Genomic DNA, 16,123 nt, shown 5'->3' on the forward strand with positions numbered 1-16,123 from the left:
CCCCCAGCGCTTCGCCTGGGGGTACCCCCACGCGCCCCTTTGGGTCCTGCCCCTTGCGGGGCGGTGCTTGGCTGCGGCTGCGTCGTGGCTGGTCGCGCAGTTCTCCCCCCAGCGCTTCGCCTGGGGGTACCCCCACGCGCCCCTTTGGGTCCTGCCCCTTGCGGGGCGGTGCTTGGCTGCGGCTGCGTCGTGGCTGGTCGCGCAGTTCCCCGCGCCCCTTTGGGTTCTGTGTCTTCCTGCGCCCAGCGTTGGCCCCTGCCAGGGGGCTGGACTTTTGCGCAGGATGGCGCGCGTTTTCAGGGGCGCGTGGGGGTACCCCCAGGCGAAGCGCTGGGGGGAGAACCGCGCGACCGGCCACGACGGAGCGTCGTGTGGGGACGGGCGGGCACCACGCCAGGGGGACGGGGGGAAACCGCCCAAGACACGACGGGGCGTCGTGGGGGGCACGCGGCGGTGCCCCCGGGCGGCTGGTCTGGCAGGGGCTACAGGCCCTGCCAAGGCGGCTTCGCCGCGTAGGTCGCGCGGAAGTACGGCGCGAGCTTGAGCTTGGTGGCGGCGGCCTCGTCGACGATCACCGTGGCGTGCGGGTGGAGCTGGAGGGCGGAGGCCGGGACGACGGCGGCGACGGGTCCCTCGACGGTGGCGGCGACCGCCTCCGCCTTGCCCTCGCCGGTGGCGAGGAGGACGAGGTGCCGGGCCTCCAGGATCGTGCCGATGCCCTGCGTGATGACGTGGTGCGGCACGGCCGCGATGTCGCCGCCGAAGAAGCGGGCGTTGTCCACCCGGGTCTGCTCGGTGAGCGTCTTGATCCTGGTGCGGGAGGCGAGCGACGAGCACGGCTCGTTGAAGCCGATGTGCCCGTCCGTGCCTATGCCCAGCAGCTGGAGGTCCACCCCGCCGGCCGAGGCGAGCGCGGCGTCGTACGCCTCGCAGGCGGCCTGGACGTCATCGGCGGCGCCGTCGGGGCCCATGAAGGCCTCGGGGGACAGCCCGAGCGGTTCCACGACCTCGCGCAGGACGACCGAGCGGTACGACTCGGGGTGCCCGGTGGGCAGCCCCACGTATTCGTCCAGCTGGCAGACCCTGGCCCGGGAGACGTCCAGCGCGCCGGCCCGCACCTTGGCGGCGAGCGCCCGGTAGACCGGCAGCGGAGTCGATCCGGTGGCCACGCCGAGGAGCGCGTCCGGCTTGCGGTGGAGCAGCGCAGCCATGGCATCCGCGATGAGGTCGCCGCCTGCCGCGGCGTCCGGGACGATGACAACTTCCACGCTGGGCCTGCCGTTCTGGAGAGGTGAGTGTGGTATAGACCAATCTACCAGGTGGGCAGGCCCCCGCCGAGATCCCCGGGCCCCCGGCCCGCACCCGCTTCCGCGCGCGGTCCGCCGCGTCCTGTGGTCGACTGTTGGAATGCTCCGGGCGGCGGCTGCCGGCCGTGACCGGGCGGGCGGGATGGAGGCGGTGGGCATGGCCGACAGCACGCGGTCCCCGGCACGCGGCAAGGACCGACCGGGCATGATCATGGCCGGCGAGATAGCCGAGCAGCCCGAGGTGATGCGGCGCATCCTGGACCGCGCGGCGCCCGCGGTCACCGCGACGGCGCGCGCCATCGCCGACCGCAACCCCCGTTTCGTGCTGCTCAGCGCGCGCGGCACCTCGGACCACGCGGCGCTCTACGCGAAGTATCTGATCGAGGTCGAGCTGGGCCTGCCCTGCGGGCTGACCTCGATGTCGACCACCACCGCCTACGGCGCCACCCCGCATCTGGACGACGTCCTGGTGATCACGGTGAGCCAGTCCGGCGGCTCGCCCGACCTGATCGGGTCCACCAGGGTGGCCAGGCAGGCCGGGGCGATCACCCTGGCGGTGACCAACAACCCGGACTCGCCGCTGGCGGAGGCCTCGGAATTCCACCTGGACCTGCTGGCGGGGCCGGAGAAGGCGCTGCCGGCCACGAAGACGTACACGGCCGAGCTGCTGATCCTCTACCTCTTCGTGGCGGCCCTGGGCGGCATCGACGCCACCGCCGCGCACCGCCTGCCGGGACTGGCGGAACAGGTGCTGGCCCGCAGCGACGAGGTACGCGAGCTGGCCGGCCGCTACCGCTTCGCCGAGCGGATGGTGATGACCTCCCGCGGGTACGGCTACCCCACGGCCAAGGAGGGCGCGCTCAAGCTCATGGAGACCAGCTACATCCCCGCGCTCGCCTACTCCGGCGCCGACCTGCTGCACGGCCCGCTGGCCATGGTGGACAACATCTCGCCGGTCATCGCGATCGTGACCGAGGGGCGCGGCGGCAATGCCCTCCAGCCGGTCCTTGACCGCCTCCGCGGCCGCGGCGCCGACCTCGTCGTGATCGGCCCCCGCCTCCAGGTCCGCGCGGCCTCCGGCGGCTTCGCGATGCCGACGACCGACGTCCCCGAGTCCCTCCAGCCGCTGCTCGAAATCCTTCCCCTCCAACGCCTGGCCTGGGAAATCGCCATGGCCCGCGGCCAAAACCCCGACTCCCCCCGCGCCATCGCCAAGGTCACCGAAACCCACTAGCCGCCCCGAAGGGGGCGCGGGAAACTGCGCGCCCAGCCGTCCACCGGCCGGTGGTCCGGACACGACAGGAACAGCCCCTCCGTCGCGGTGGCGACGTACCCCGCTGCGGCGTCCGGGGGGCGCCGCCCAAGGGGGCGCGGGGAACTGCGCGCCCAGCCGTCCACCGGCCGGTGGTCCGGACACGACAGGAACAACCCCTCCGGCGCGGTGGCCACGCGCGGCTCGTCGACGCGCCCCCCGGGGGGCGCCCTCCTGCGCAAGGGAGGGTCCTCTCCCGCTCCCGCGGCAGAAGTGTTTTCCGCCCTAGGGCCGGAAAACACTTCGGGCCGCGGTGCCGGGAGAGGACCCTCAGCCTCTCTTGGCACCGCAGCCCGGAGCTGACGCCGGCACCGTGGCCGGCGGGGTGTGCGGTCCCCGCGGGCCCGATAGGGCCGACCACGAGGCGGGGGCGTAGTCAGGGCAGAGAACGCCGCGCCTCGATCCGCGCTCCTGTGCGGGGAGCCCGGAGGTCTTGTTCGGTACTGTGCTGGAACATTGTGGACTAGACCATTGCGCGGTGTCCATGGGTACGCCATGGATTTCGTGCCCGGCCTGAACAAAGTGTGCACGGAAACCGCGCGGAGCGCACCCCCCTCGCGCCGCCGGGTACGCTCGCAGACGTGCCCTCCATGAACGACCTCGTACGCGAGCACACCGCGCTGGACGCCTCCGACCTCGAATGGCTGCACCTCCTGGTCTCGGAGTGGCAACTGCTCTCCGACCTGTCCTTCGCGGACCTGGTGCTCTGGGTGCCGACCAGGGACGGTTCGCGGTACGTCTCGGTGGCCCAGATGCGGCCCAACACCGGACCGACCTCCTACCAGGACGACATGGTCGGGCACCTGGTCCCGCGCGGCCGGCGGCCGCTGCTGGACGCCGCCCTGGACGAGGGGCGGATCGTCCGGGAGGGCGACCCGGAGTGGCGCGAGGAGGTGCCGGTACGGGTCGAGTCCATCCCGGTGCGCCGGGACGGCCGGGTGCTCGGGGTGATCGCCCGGAACACCAACCTGCTGACCGTGCGCACGCCCAGCCGGCTGGAGCTCACCTACTTGCAGAGCGCCAGCGACCTGGCCCAGATGATCGCGGCCGGCGCCTTCCCCTTCCCGGCCGAGCAGGTCGACATGGACGCCTCGCCGCGGGCCGGCGACGGGCTGCTCCGGCTGGACGCCGACGGCGTCGTGCAGTACGCCAGCCCGAACGCGCTGTCCGCCTACCACCGGTTGGGGCTGGCCGCCGACCTGGTCGGCCTGCACCTCGGCAAGGCCACCGCCGAACTCGCCCCGGCCCGCGGCCCGGTGGACGAGGCGCTGGTCAAACTGGCCAGCGGCTGGGCGCCGCGCGAGTTCGAAGTCGAGGGCGGCGACGGCGTCATCCAGTTGCGCGCCATCCCGCTCAAGCCCAAGGGCGTGCACACCGGCTCCCTGGTGCTGCTCCGCGACGTCACGGAACTGCGCCGCCGTGAGCGCGAGTTGATGACCAAGGACGCGACCATCCGGGAGATCCACCACCGGGTGAAGAACAACCTCCAGACGGTCGCGGCCCTGCTGCGGCTGCAGGCCCGCCGGATGGACTCCGACAGCGCCCGGGAGGCGCTGGAGGAGGCCGTACGCCGGGTCGGCTCGATCGCCATCGTGCACGAGACGCTGTCCCAGACCCTGGACGAGCGGGTGGAGTTCGACGAGATCGCCGACCGAGTGCTGGCGATGGTCGCCGAGATCTCGCCCGGCCGGGTCACCGCCCGGCGCGGCGGACGCTTCGGCATCCTCACCGCGGAGATCGCTACCCCGCTGTCGATGGTGCTCACCGAGTTGCTGCAAAACGCGCTCGAACACGGCTTCGGGCCGGGGGAGTCGGGCAGCGTCGACATCACCGCCGCCCGCGGCCGGGAGCTGATCACCATCACCGTCCAGGACGACGGCCGCGGCCTGCCGCCGGGCTTCGACGCCCAGAAGGCCGGCAATCTCGGCCTGCAGATCGTCCGCACCCTGGTGGTCGGGGAGTTGGGCGGCACCTTCGACATGCTCCCCGCCCCGGTCCGCGGCACCCGGGTGATCCTCGAACTCCCCCTGGAGGGCTGAACTCTCTTATCGCCGCCGCCTCGCCCGCCGGCTCCCCGGCTACGGTGAACCCGGGACAGACGAAAGCCCCCGTGCCGTCATTGGCACGGGGGCTTTCGGATGCTGCGTGCTGCGCGTGTGGCAGGTGCTGCGCGCTGCGGCTCGGTGGGAAGCGCGTCAGGCGCTGGCGTTGCGGGCCCGGTTGCGGGCGGCGCGGCGCTTCATTGCGCGACGCTCGTCCTCGCTGAGGCCACCCCAGACACCGGCGTCCTGGCCGCTCTCCAGCGCCCACTGCAGGCACTGCTCCATGACGGGGCAGCGGCGGCAGACGGCCTTGGCTTCCTCGATCTGCAGCAGCGCAGGACCGGTGTTGCCGATGGGGAAGAAGAGCTCGGGGTCTTCCTCGCGGCAAACGGCGCGGTGACGCCAGTCCATGGCTGCTCCAACTCCTTGTGTGACAAGCACGTTGCTTGTGAATGTGAACGCTTTCACGAATCCCTTCACAGGCAACGGGACGCCACCCAGTCTTCACTGGTGCAGTCCCGCTGGTGTGAGGTGGAAGATTCGGGCTCTCAAGGGGGCCGCTTGGTCGGCCGTCCCGATCGCCACCTAGAGACTCGCAAACCTCGGCGGGAGATACAACCCCTTCAGGAAACTTTTTTTTGATTCCTCGGTGTCGCCTCGATCACAGCCGTACTTCCATGGGGTGCAGGGCAGTCTAAACGTTCGAGTAAAAGGACTTTAGGCTCTTCGACTTACACAATCACACGCAGTGCACGGCGTACGCCTGTGAAGGTCGCGCTCATACGCAGCCCGAGGTGGTCACCGTCCACCTGGAAGGGCAGTGCCGCCTGGGATTGCAAGGTGAAGTCCGTGAGATCGTGCAGAGCCAGGGTGTGCTTGCCCCGCGGGCCACGCTCCGCCGTCGACCGGAGCAGCTGGGCCGCGTAGCGCGAACCGGACAGGGCGGACATCTTGTGGATGCCCAGCAGGTCAAGTGCGGTGTCGAAGGACGCCTCCGGGGAAGCGTAGACCGGCCGGTTGCCCAGATACGTCCATGGTGCGGTGTTGCACACTATCGCCGTCGTGAGGCCCTCCACCGGCTCCTCGTCCGGGCGCTCCAGCGTGATCGTGCCGTGCCTGCGGTGCGGGTCGGCGATGAACTGGCGGGCCACCTGGCGCAGATACAGCGCATGCGTCGAACGCTTGCCCAACTCGCGCTGCTGCTCCACCCGCCCCACCACGCCGGCGTCGAAGCCGAGGCCCGCGCAGAAGGTGAACCAGCGGTCCGGCACCCCCTCGTCCTCGGTGCCCGGGGTGCCGCTCACCAGTCCCAGGCCCACCGTCCGCGAGGACCCGGCACGCAGCGCGTCCAGCAGGGCGCCGGTCGCCTCCACCGCGTCGTTGGGCAGGCCGAGCGCCCGCGCGAAGACATTGGTCGAGCCGCCGGGGACCACCGCGAGCTGCGGCAGGGAGTCGGGGTCGGGGCCGCGGTGCAGCAGCCCGTTGACGATCTCGTTGACGGTGCCGTCGCCGCCGAGCGACACCACCAGCTCGGTCTCGCCCCCCTCCACCGCCCGCCGGGCCAGGTCGCGCGCGTGCCCGCGGTATTCGGTGGTCGCGACCTCCAGCTTGAGATCACTGGCCAGTGCGGTGCTGATCACATCACGCACCCGCGCGCTGGTGGTGGTCGCGGCGGGATTGACGACGAGAAGAGCGCGCATGCCCGATAGCGTACCTACGCTTTTTCGCATCGGGCTACGCTGAGTGGTGTGAGCCAGAGCCCCCCCGACCCCGTGCCCGTGCCGTCCGAGGCCCCCGCGACACCGCAGGCGGCCCCGACCCCGCGGATAGTGGCCGCTGCCGCCATCGCCGGCCTCGAAGGTCTCGCGGTCGCCGCGTGGGGTGTGACGATGCTCTTCACCCACAGCGACAACGCTGTGCTGGCGGGCCTGACGGTGCTGGTCATGGCGGCGCTGCCGCTGGCCGCGGCGTACGGACTCGGCAAGGTGCGCCGCTGGAGCCGCGGCCCGGCGCTGATCATGCAGCTGCTGGCGCTGCCCATCGCCTGGACGATGCTGCACTCCTCAGGAGCGGTCGTGGGCGGCGGCGCCTTCCTCGGCGCCCTCGCGCTCGCCGGCCTCGTCTGCCTGGTCCACCCGTCGACGACCGACGCGCTCGGCATCCGCCGCACCACGACGTGACGCGCTCCTGAAGGGCGGCCCTCCGGCCGGGGGCACGCCGGGGACCCGCCGTGCCCCCCGAGCGGGGGCTACTCCTCGATGAGGAGCTTGTCGCGCAGCTGCGCGAGGGTGCGTGCCAGGAGGCGCGAGACGTGCATCTGGGAGATGCCGACCTCCTGGGCGATCTGCGACTGGGTCATGTTGCCGAAGAAGCGCAGCAGCAGGATCGTCTTCTCGCGGGGCGGGAGCTGTTCGAGCAGCGGCTTGAGGGACTCGCGGTATTCGACGCCCTCCAGGGCCTCGTCCTCGGAGCCCAGGGTGTCGGCGACCGCCGGGGACTCATCGTCGGTGTCGGGGACGTCCAGCGACAGCGTGCTGTAGGCGTTCGCCGACTCCAGGCCTTCGAGGACCTCCTCCTCGGAGATCTTCAGGTGCTCGGCCAGCTCGTGGACGGTCGGGGCGCGGCCGTGCCGCTGGGACAGCTCGCCGGTCGCGGTGGTGAGTGCGAGCCGCAGCTCCTGGAGGCGGCGCGGCACCCGTACCGCCCAGCCCTTGTCCCGGAAGTGGCGCTTGATCTCGCCGACCACCGTCGGCGTCGCGTACGTGGAGAATTCCACCCCGCGGTCGACGTCGAAGCGGTCCACCGACTTGATCAGGCCGATGGTGGCGACCTGGGTGAGGTCGTCCAGCGGCTCGCCGCGGTTGCGGAACCGCCGGGCCAGGTGCTCGACCAGCGGCAAGTGCATGCGGACCAGCTGGTTGCGCAGCTCGGCCCGCTCCGGCGAGCCCTCGGGGAGCTTGCTCAGCTCGACGAAGAGGGCGCGGGCGCCGGCCCGGTCGTGCGGGTCGTGCACCACCGGCTGCTCTGCCGGTTGCTCCGCCGGCTGTTGCACCGGTTGCTCCGCCGGCCGCGGTGAGGCGTCCGGCCGGTGGTCGTCGTGCTGCCTGTCCGCCGGGCCGCCCGGCTGCTGCTCCATCGTCCTCGCCTGTTCCGCCGCGTCCATTGCGTCCCTAGGGGTCTGCCCGTCCGCGGGCTCGGGATGGGGCCTGGCCGCGTCGCCGGCGGCCTGCGGCCGCCCCACCGGTCCCGCGGGCTCCGGCTGCTGTGCGGGCACGGAGGCGCGACCGCGCGCCGCGGGCACGTCGTGCTCCGCGGGTGTGCCGGGGTTCTCCCCCCGGGACAGCTCAGCACTCATGGCGTTTCCCCGTCTTCCTGCACGGTTGTACCGTCACCGGACCGCGGGTGGACCGGGACACGCTGACCCTGACGACGTCGGCGGCGGCGCCGCCCTGTCCGCGATCTTCACGACCTTCACGACAGCCCGGGAACGGCGCCGCGTTTCTTGTGCAGACTGATGCTGACCGTCTTGTCCTCGGCGACGGTGGAGTCCACCTCGCCGGCCAGTGCGGACAGCACCGTCCAGGCGAAGGTGTCCCGCTCCGGCGCCCGGCCGTCCGTGGTGGGCGCCGCGACCGTCACCCACAGCGAGTCCCCGACCAGCCGGAACACGCAGCTGAGGACGCTGCCTGGCACCGCCTGCTGCAACAGGATCGCGCACGCCTCGTCCACGGCGATCCGCAGATCCTCGATCTCGTCAAGGGTGAAGTCCAGCCGGGCCGCGAGACCGGCCGTGGCCGTCCGCAAGACCGACAGATACGCCCCCGCCGCGGGCAGCCGGACCTCTACGAAGTCCTTCGACCCGGGCTCGCCTGCGCTCTGGGACACCCTCACCTCCAAGGTGGCACACAGTGATTGCTCTGGTTCGCAGCGACGCTATCGCGATCCGCGCCCTGATGTCGCCCGGACGGGGGACGGCCACCGCCATGGGCGAGCCGCTCCGCGAGGCGGTCAGGGACGGTGAGCGATACCGTCCTGTCACCCATGGTAAGCGCACGGGTGCGGACGGTGTGCTGCTCTCCGCGGTCTCAATTCGCATGCGAATTCGTCCGGTTGTCCGACCGGCTGTCCGGCCCGCTGCCCAACTGACTGTCCGGCCGGGTGGCCGCCAGCGCCGTCAGCGCCGGTCCGCTCAGCCGCTGCACGGTCCACTCGTCCTGCGGCTGGGCCCCGATGGAGCGGTAGACGGCCAGCGCCTTCTCGTTCCAGTCGAGCACCGACCACTCGAAACGCGGCCAGCCGCGCTCCACGCAGATCGCGGCCAGCGCGGCCAGCAGCGCCTTGCCGTGGCCGGCGCCGCGCGCCTGCGGGCGTACGTACAGATCCTCCAGATACAGCCCGGCGGTGCCGGTCCAGGTGGAGAAGTTGCGGAACCACAGCGCGAAGCCGACCGGCTCGCCGGTGGCGTCGTCGGCCGCGACCAGCGCGTGGGCGACCGGGTCGGGGCCGAAGAGCGCGGTGTGCAACTGCGACTCGGTGGCCCTCGCCTCGCTCAGTGCCCGCTCGTAGTCGGCCAGTTCGCGGATCAGGGCGTGCAGGACGGGCAGGTCGGCGGGAGTCGCGGGGCGGATCATGCCCCCAGGTTACGGTCGGTCGATGTGACCGGCGTAAGGGGTTTCCGGGCGCGCGTCATCCGGTGATCACCGCCGCGACCCGGGTGCCCGGCGGGAAGGCCCCGTCGCAGGCCAGTGTCATGACTCCGTGCAGCATCTTCGCCACGTAGACACGCTCCGGGTCCAGGCCGTGCCGCCGCTCGAAGTCGGCGGCGAATTCCTCCAGGGCGGGGCTGCTCCTGGCGAAGCCGCCGTGGTGGAAGCGGTCGTCCAGCCGCCAGCGCCCCCTGCGCCCCCCGAACGCCTCCTGCTGCAACCGCAGCACGTCGTCGGCCAGGAACGCGCCCCCGCGCAGCACGGGAAAGCCGATCGCCTCGGCATATTGCCCTGGCTCGGCAGACTGCCGTGCCTGCGCATATTGCCCCGGCTCGGCAATATGCCCCGCCTCCGGTCCCGTTTCCGATCCCGCCAGCCCGGCGGCCAGCCCCGCGAGCGTGCCGCCCGTCCCGCACGCGACGGCCACCACGTCGGCGGCCCCGCGCAGCTCGCGGCCCAGGTCGGCGCAGCCGGTGGCGGCCAGCGCGTTGGAGCCGCCTTCCGGCAGGACGCGGGCGCGGCCGTGCCGGGCGAGCAGCGCGGCGAGCACGTCGGGCTCGGCCTTGCGGCGGTACGTCGCCCGGTCGACGAAATCCAGCCGCATGCCGTCGGCCGCGGCCACCGCGAGCGACGCGTTGAGCGGGCGGCCCGCCAACTCCTCGCCCCGCACCACCCCGACGGTGCGCAGGCCCAGCAGCCGGCCGGCCGCCGCGACGGCCCGCAGGTGGTTGGAGTAGGCGCCGCCGAAGGTCAGCAGCGTGTCGTGCCCGTCGGCGAGCGCGGCGGCCAGATTCAACCGCAGCTTGCGGAATTTGTTGCCCGGCAGGTCCGGGTGGATCAGGTCGTCCCGCTTGAGCAGCAGCCGCACGCCGTGCCGCTCCAGCCGCTCGTCGGCCACCTCGGTCAGGGGCGACGGCGGCTGCGGTTCGAGAAGTGACGGCGCGGCACACACGCGGCCATTGTCACCCGGACGTGTGACAGTTGCCGCGTGGGGCGGCCGTACGGCGGCGGACCGTTCCGAGGAAGGGATTCTGCACACGCAGGTCCAGAAGGGCGTCCGGCGGTGCATGCTTTGACACGTGTACCAAATAGTTCAGGAGTCACCGACCGACCGATCATGGGACGCCACTGCGCCCAGTGACTCGGCTGACGCGCTCACCGCCATGGTGCGGGGGCTGCTGCCCTCGCTCACCCCTGCTGCCGCCCGCGTCGCCTCCCTCATCGTGGAGGACCCGGCGCAGGTCGCCCGCAGCACCATCTCCGAGTTGAGCGCGCTCGCCGGGACCAGCGAGTCCTCGATCGTGCGGACCGCCCGGGCGCTCGGCTTCGCCGGCTATCCCGAGCTGCGGCTCGCGCTGGCCGCGTCCGCCGCGCGGCAGGCGCCGCGCTCCACGCTCAGCGCCGGCATCACCCAGGAGGACTCGGCGGCCGAGGTCATCGGCAAGATCGTCCACACCGAGTCGCAGGCGGTCCAGGAGACGGCCAGCCAGCTGGACCCCGCGGAGCTGGACCGGGCGGTCAGAGCCGTCTGCGGCGGCGGGCAGCTGCATATCGCCGGCGTCGGCGCGTCGAGCCTGGTCGCCCAGGACCTCCAGCAGAAGCTGGCCCGTATCGGCCGGCCATGCCACGCGCACGGCGACTCGCAGTCCGCGCTCACCAGCGCCGTGCTGCTCGGTCCCGGTGACGTCTTCCTCGCGGTGTCGCACTCCGGCGAGAGCCGCGACGTGCTCGAACCGCTGCGGCGGGCCGCCGCCGAGGGCGCCACCACGGTGGTGATCACCAACCACCCGCTCTCCACGGCCGCGCGCCTGGCCGACCACGTGCTGGTCTCCGCGGGCCGCGAGACCACCTTCAGGCCCGGGGCCATGGCGTCGCGTATCAGCCAGCTCGTTGTGGTCGACTGCCTCTTCGTCTGCGTGGCGCAGCGGACCTTCGAGAGGTCCAGCCGCGCCCTGCGCCTCACCCACGAAGCCCTCGAAGGCGACCGCCCCGCTTAGAGCGCCCCGCTCAGGGCGTGCCCGCCCCGCTCCTGGTCCACCCGCGCCCGCGTCCGGCTCGTGCCGGACGCGGGCGCGGCTCGCGGTCGGGTGCGGGTCACCGCGGGATGGGCGGGGCTGAGGCCGGGGCGTCCGGGGTCAGGGCGTCGAGGTGACCACATCGACGTCCGCGGCGTTCACGAAGGCGACGCGGTGGTTGTAGACGATCTCGTAGACCTTGGTCGTCCCGACGAAGTCGTGCTGGTCGTAGGGGGCCGAGCCGTCGTAGTAGATGGCGAAGTAGGAGTCGGTCGCGACCGCGGGGCCCGCGGCCACGTAGGACTGGCCGGCCGGGATGGAGTATTTGCTGCGGGCCAGTTGGCGGCGGGGGGCGGTGCCGCCCTCGAAGGCGACGAAGTCGGCGGGGTAGACGGAGGCTTCGGGGTAGGCCGTGGTGTAGACGGGGACGGACGCGGCGCCGGGCTTGGGGACGATGCGGGTGGCGCGGACGGGGACGGTCGCGGGGTGGGCGGGGGAGTCCTGGAGCCAGGCCTCGGTGCCGCCCCACCAGATGGCGGTCCAGCCGGGGACGCGGTCGGCGACGACGTAGTCCTCGCCCGCCGGGGCCTTGTCGCCCCAGTCGTTCATGGCGCTGGTGCCGGCGGAGCCGTCGGGGTGCAGGTAGGGGTCGGCTACCAGGGGCGCGGAGGTGCTGGGCGCGGTGTGCAGCGGCACGAAGGACGCCGGGGCGTCCTGCGAGGTGACCGGGCAGTCGAAGCTGCGGTAGGGGCCGGGGAACTGCTTGTAGCCCTGGACGTCGTCGCAGTAGGTCGTGGACTGGAGGTTGCGCGCGTAGCCCGGCTTGATCGCCACCACCGGGCTGCCCGCCGGCGCGGTGGCCCGGATCGGCGCCCCGAGCAGGTCGAAGAAGTGCTCCCAGTCCCAGCCCGGCCCCGGGTCCCAGTGCTGGGTGGCGACGCCGCCCTCGGAGCTGCCGGGAATGTTGTCGTGGCCGAGGATGTGCGCGCGGTCCAGCGGGATGTCGTACTTCGCGGCCAGGTAGCGCACCAGGGAGGCCGTGGAGCGGTAGAGGTTCTCGCTGAACCAGGCGCCGCCGTGCGTCGCCCAGCCCTCCTGCTCGATGCCGATGGAGTGCTGGTAGAAGGAGCGGTTGGCGCTGTCCCAGGCGATGTCCTTGGTCGGGATCATCTGGGTGACCTGGCCGTCCTGGGACCGTACGAGGTAGTGGGCGCCGGCCGCGTAGGTCGGGTCGCGGAAGAGGTCGAGGGTGCCGTCGTAGGTCTCGTCGGTGCTGTGCAGGGTGATGTAGCGGATGTCGAGATCGCCGTGGGGACGGTCGGCGAGGTCGTGGCTGCCGTAGTCGGCGAGGTTCGACGGGTCGAGCAGCGTGTAGGCGCCGGGGATGACGTCGCAGTGCAGTGACGCGGGGCATTCCGCGGGGGTGCTGCTCCTGGGCGGGGTGACCTCGGTCAGGCCGAGCTTGCGCACGTCGCCGCGGTCCGGGTGCAGGCCGTGGACCGGCGGCAGGATGACCAGCTGGCCGTCGGCGGTGGTGCGGGTGGCGCCGGCGGCCATGGTGGACCACACGCCGTCGGCGAAGGCCTGCGCGACCTTGTCCTCGGTGGCCTGGCTGTAGCGGGCCGCGGCGGCGTACCACCCGTCGGTGCCGCGCGGCAGCCTGCCGTGGCCGTAGCCCTTCGCGTACGAGGCGAGCAGGGCGGCGCCGCCGCGGATGTTCTGCGCCTCGCCGCCGGTGACGTCCGCCGTCGTCGTGCCGAGCAGGTGGGCCGCGGCTGCCGCGGTGTGCTCGGCGGGGGCGGTGAGCAGGTCGGCGTAGCGCGGCGACTGGGTGCTCAGCCCGTCCGCGTCCAGCGTCGCCGCGGTCAGGTCGGTGAGGTCCATCGGGCCGTAGCCCGCCTCGGCGTCGGGCAGTCCGGCGTGCGCCTCCCACCGGGTCTCGTAGTACGACACCGCTTCGAGTACGGGCAGTGGTACGCCGAACTCCCGCGCCGCCGCGGTGAATTCCGCCTGCCGTGCGGTCTGCGGGTCGGCGGCCCGCGCCGAGCCGGTGGTGACGGCGGTCACCGACAGGCCGGCCAGCAGGGACAGGGCGGCGGCCAGCGTGAGGGTGCGCCGGCGGCGGGTGGGTCCGTTCGGGCGGTGCATTCAGGCTCCTCGCGTTGCGGGTGCATGGAGAGAAGTGCTGGGCGCAGCCTGCCGAGACGGACTGGAAGTAAGCAACTCCCGGTGCGTAAATCCTGAAAGTTTTTGCCATCCCCTGGTCCCGGCCCCGTCCGGTGCGCGATCCGGGGCTGGCCCTGACGCGTACGTCAAGGTCTACCGTCGTCGGTATGCGCATCGGCGAACTCGCGGAACGCGCCGGCACCACGCCGCGAACGCTCCGCTACTACGAATCCCTCGGCCTGCTGCCGCCGGCCGACCGGGCGGGCAACGGCTACCGCAGCTACGGCGAGGAGCACCTGCGGATGCTGGAGCAGATCCGCACCCTCCAGGAGTACGGATTCGGCCTGGAGGAGACCCGGCCCTTCGTGGAGTGCCTGCGGGCCGGGCACCCGGCGGGGGACACCTGTGCCGCCTCGCTCGCGGTCTACCGCAGCAAGCTCGCGGAGATCGACGCGTGGGTGGACCGGCTGACCACGGTACGGGCCGAGGTGGCCGCCCAACTGCTGCGTGCGGAGCGCGAGGCGGGCGCGGACGGGACGGCCACCGGGCCGGCCACCGGGCCGGCCGTGGGGACTGCCGTGCGAACTGCCGCGCGGGCCGCAGCCGGGACCGCCGGCGCAGAACCGCTGTGCGAACTGACCGCCGTCCTGGCCGAGGCCGGGCGGCACGACGAGGGGAACCGACCGACATGACCGCCACCACAGACGCCGTACCGACCGTCACCGACGCCACCTTCGCCGCGGAGGTGCTGGCCGGCGAGCTGCCCGTGCTGGTCGACTTCACCGCCTCCTGGTGCCCGCCCTGCCGCATGATCGCCCCGGTCCTGGAGGAGATCGCGGTGGAGGAGGCGCACCGGCTGCGCATCGTGCAGCTCGACGTGGACACCAACCCCGCCACCCAGGCCGCCTACGGTGTGATGTCGATGCCGACGCTGCTGCTCTTCCGCAACGGCGAGCCGGTCAAGGTCATGGTGGGCGCCCGCCCCAAGCGCCGCCTGCTGCAGGAGCTGGCCGACGTGCTGTGAGCCCGGCAAAGGGCGAGCACCTCCGCTCGCCGGTACGGGGGGCCGGGCGAACGGAGGTGCTCTGAGCCCGGCGCCACGCCGGGCACTCCTATGAGGACCGGGACGCCGAAAGTGTGACGGCTTCTCGTGTGACGCTCGCCACATCGTGGCCGGACGGCCGGTGCCCGCCGGGGCGCCGGCCGTCCGCGCGGCTCAACGACGGGCGACACCCTCGGCGCGGGCGGCCGCCGCGACCGCGGCGGTCACGGCGGGGGCGACCCGCGTGTCGAAGGGCGACGGGATGACGCGGTCCGCGCTCAGCTCGTCGGCCACCACGTCGGCCAGCGCCGTGGCCGCCGCGAGCTTCATGCCCTCGGTGATGGCCGAGGCCCGCACCTGGAGGGCGCCGGCGAAGATGCCGGGGAAGGCCAGCACGTTGTTGATCTGGTTGGGGAAGTCGCTGCGGCCGGTGGCGACCACCGCCGCGTAGCGGTGCGCGACCTCGGGATGGACCTCGGGGGTGGGGTTGGCCATCGCGAAGACGAAGGAGCCCCGGGCCATCGACGCGACCGCGGGCTCGGCGACCGTACCGCCGGACACGCCGATGAAGACATCGGCGCCGGCCATCGCCGCCTCCAGCGAGCCGGTCAGGCCGGCCCGGTTCGTATACGAGGCCAGCTCGCGCTTGACCGGGTTGAGGTCGTCGCGGCTCCCGTGGACCACGCCCTTGCGGTCGGTGACGGCGACGTCGCCGATGCCCGCCTCGACCAGGATCTTCGCGATGGCGACACCGGCCGCGCCGGCCCCGGAGATGACCGCGCGCAGCGAGCCCAGCTCGCGGCCGGTCAGCTTCGCCGCGTTGCGCAGGGCGGCGAGTGTGACGACGGCGGTGCCGTGCTGGTCGTCGTGGAAGACCGGGATGTCCAGCCGCTCCACCAGGCGCCGTTCGATCTCGAAGCAGCGCGGCGCGGAGATGTCCTCCAGGTTCACCCCGCCGAAGGACGGCGCGAGGCGGACCACGGTCTCCACGATCTCGTCCACGTCGGTGCAGGCCAGCGCGATCGGCACCGCGTCGACGCCGCCGAACTGCTTGAAGAGGATCGCCTTGCCCTCCATCACCGGCAGCGACGCCTCGGGGCCGATGTCGCCCAGGCCGAGCACCGCGGTGCCGTCGGTGACGACGGCGACCACCTGCGACTTCCACGTGTAGTCGTGCACCAGCTCGGGCCGCTCCGCGATGGCGGTGCAGACCTCGGCCACCCCCGGCGTGTACGCCAGCGACAGGTCGGCGGCGTCACGCACCGGAACCGTGGAGTTCATCTCCATCTTGCCACCTCGGTGCAGTGCGAACACCGGATCGAGGGGGATGTCGTCCGTGTCGCCGTCCGTGCCGGTGGTGCCGTCGATCTGCGGGTTGACGATCTCCGTTGCCACTTTTGACCCCTTTGTCATGATGAGGGAGAGTACTCGCCCCAGGACGGGGAGAGCGGATGGGCTCGGCGTCCGCGTCGCCCGAGACGAGTGAGCGAGAAAGGCGGACAGGGACGCCTGGTGCGCCGCACGCGCACCGGC

The 16,123-nt window shown here is 72.5% G+C and carries 15 protein-coding genes; 6 read left to right on the forward strand and 9 right to left on the reverse strand.

Annotated features, from left to right (window positions below; genetic code table 11):
* Positions 1 to 482 precede the first annotated feature (482 nt).
* Positions 483 to 1,268, reverse strand: coding sequence for a glucosamine-6-phosphate deaminase (nagB, locus tag BUE44_RS02815; protein ID WP_073493188.1), 786 nt, complete (start codon positions 1,266 to 1,268; stop codon positions 483 to 485).
* Positions 1,269 to 1,464: 196 nt separating this feature from the next.
* On the opposite strand from nagB, the gene BUE44_RS02820 reads away from it, so the two are divergent.
* The gene (locus BUE44_RS02820; protein ID WP_073493454.1) at positions 1,465 to 2,541 is read left to right on the forward strand and encodes an SIS domain-containing protein; all 1,077 of its coding nucleotides are present in this window, start codon (positions 1,465 to 1,467) and stop codon (positions 2,539 to 2,541) included.
* A gap of 668 nt (positions 2,542 to 3,209) precedes the next feature.
* Positions 3,210 to 4,658, forward strand: a complete 1,449-nt coding sequence (locus BUE44_RS02830) for a sensor histidine kinase (RefSeq protein ID WP_073493192.1) — start codon at positions 3,210 to 3,212, stop codon at positions 4,656 to 4,658.
* 156 nt (positions 4,659 to 4,814) lie between these two features.
* On the opposite strand, the gene BUE44_RS02835 is transcribed toward BUE44_RS02830, so the two are convergent.
* Together BUE44_RS02835 and BUE44_RS02840 are read right to left on the reverse strand one after the other, a co-directional pair.
* On the reverse strand, positions 4,815 to 5,072 hold the full coding sequence (locus BUE44_RS02835; RefSeq protein WP_031520293.1) for a WhiB family transcriptional regulator: 258 nt from the start codon (positions 5,070 to 5,072) through the stop codon (positions 4,815 to 4,817).
* A 320-nt stretch (positions 5,073 to 5,392) separates the two neighbouring features.
* On the reverse strand, positions 5,393 to 6,361 hold the full coding sequence (locus tag BUE44_RS02840; RefSeq protein ID WP_073493194.1) for a diacylglycerol/lipid kinase family protein: 969 nt from the start codon (positions 6,359 to 6,361) through the stop codon (positions 5,393 to 5,395).
* 48 nt (positions 6,362 to 6,409) lie between these two features.
* Between BUE44_RS02840 and BUE44_RS02845 the strand changes: the two genes are divergently transcribed.
* A complete protein-coding gene (locus tag BUE44_RS02845) occupies positions 6,410 to 6,841 on the forward strand; it encodes a hypothetical protein (RefSeq protein WP_235001867.1) in 432 nt (143 codons plus the stop codon).
* Between the two features lie 68 nt (positions 6,842 to 6,909).
* Here BUE44_RS02845 and BUE44_RS02850 read toward each other — a convergent pair whose 3' ends face one another.
* The 4 genes from BUE44_RS02850 to BUE44_RS02865 form a co-directional block, all read right to left on the reverse strand.
* Positions 6,910 to 7,824 (reverse strand): RNA polymerase sigma factor SigF, encoded by a 915-nt coding sequence (locus BUE44_RS02850; protein WP_456049208.1) that lies wholly within the window; start codon positions 7,822 to 7,824, stop codon positions 6,910 to 6,912.
* A gap of 308 nt (positions 7,825 to 8,132) precedes the next feature.
* The gene (locus tag BUE44_RS02855; RefSeq protein ID WP_033171796.1) at positions 8,133 to 8,546 is read right to left on the reverse strand and encodes an ATP-binding protein; all 414 of its coding nucleotides are present in this window, start codon (positions 8,544 to 8,546) and stop codon (positions 8,133 to 8,135) included.
* Between the two features lie 200 nt (positions 8,547 to 8,746).
* Positions 8,747 to 9,292, reverse strand: coding sequence for a GNAT family N-acetyltransferase (locus tag BUE44_RS02860; protein ID WP_073493196.1), 546 nt, complete (start codon positions 9,290 to 9,292; stop codon positions 8,747 to 8,749).
* A 55-nt stretch (positions 9,293 to 9,347) separates the two neighbouring features.
* Positions 9,348 to 10,397, reverse strand: a complete 1,050-nt coding sequence (locus tag BUE44_RS02865; RefSeq protein ID WP_407639987.1) for a 1-aminocyclopropane-1-carboxylate deaminase/D-cysteine desulfhydrase — start codon at positions 10,395 to 10,397, stop codon at positions 9,348 to 9,350.
* A gap of 49 nt (positions 10,398 to 10,446) precedes the next feature.
* Between BUE44_RS02865 and BUE44_RS02870 the strand changes: the two genes are divergently transcribed.
* Positions 10,447 to 11,364 (forward strand): MurR/RpiR family transcriptional regulator, encoded by a 918-nt coding sequence (locus BUE44_RS02870; RefSeq protein ID WP_235001869.1) that lies wholly within the window; start codon positions 10,447 to 10,449, stop codon positions 11,362 to 11,364.
* Between the two features lie 138 nt (positions 11,365 to 11,502).
* Here BUE44_RS02870 and BUE44_RS02875 read toward each other — a convergent pair whose 3' ends face one another.
* Entirely contained in the window at positions 11,503 to 13,530 is a 2,028-nt protein-coding gene (locus tag BUE44_RS02875; protein WP_073493202.1) for an N-acetylmuramoyl-L-alanine amidase, read from the reverse strand.
* Positions 13,531 to 13,715: 185 nt separating this feature from the next.
* Here BUE44_RS02875 and BUE44_RS02880 point away from each other — a divergent pair, with 185 nt between their 5' ends.
* Both BUE44_RS02880 and trxA read left to right on the forward strand, forming a co-directional pair.
* On the forward strand, positions 13,716 to 14,240 hold the full coding sequence (locus BUE44_RS02880) for a MerR family transcriptional regulator (RefSeq protein ID WP_079189415.1): 525 nt from the start codon (positions 13,716 to 13,718) through the stop codon (positions 14,238 to 14,240).
* Positions 14,237 to 14,572 carry a thioredoxin gene (trxA, locus tag BUE44_RS02885; RefSeq protein WP_073493204.1) on the forward strand — a complete coding sequence of 112 codons (336 nt, stop codon included), beginning with the start codon at positions 14,237 to 14,239 and terminating at the stop codon, positions 14,570 to 14,572. Before BUE44_RS02880 ends, trxA begins: the two co-directional genes overlap by 4 nt.
* 192 nt (positions 14,573 to 14,764) lie before the next feature.
* Here the strand turns inward: trxA and BUE44_RS02890 are convergent, their stop codons facing one another.
* A complete protein-coding gene (locus BUE44_RS02890; protein WP_073493206.1) occupies positions 14,765 to 15,985 on the reverse strand; it encodes an NAD(P)-dependent malic enzyme in 1,221 nt (406 codons plus the stop codon).
* Positions 15,986 to 16,123: the final 138 nt, after the last annotated feature.

The sequence above is a fragment of the Actinacidiphila paucisporea genome, assembly GCF_900142575.1.
Lineage (GTDB): Bacteria > Actinomycetota > Actinomycetes > Streptomycetales > Streptomycetaceae > Actinacidiphila > Actinacidiphila paucisporea.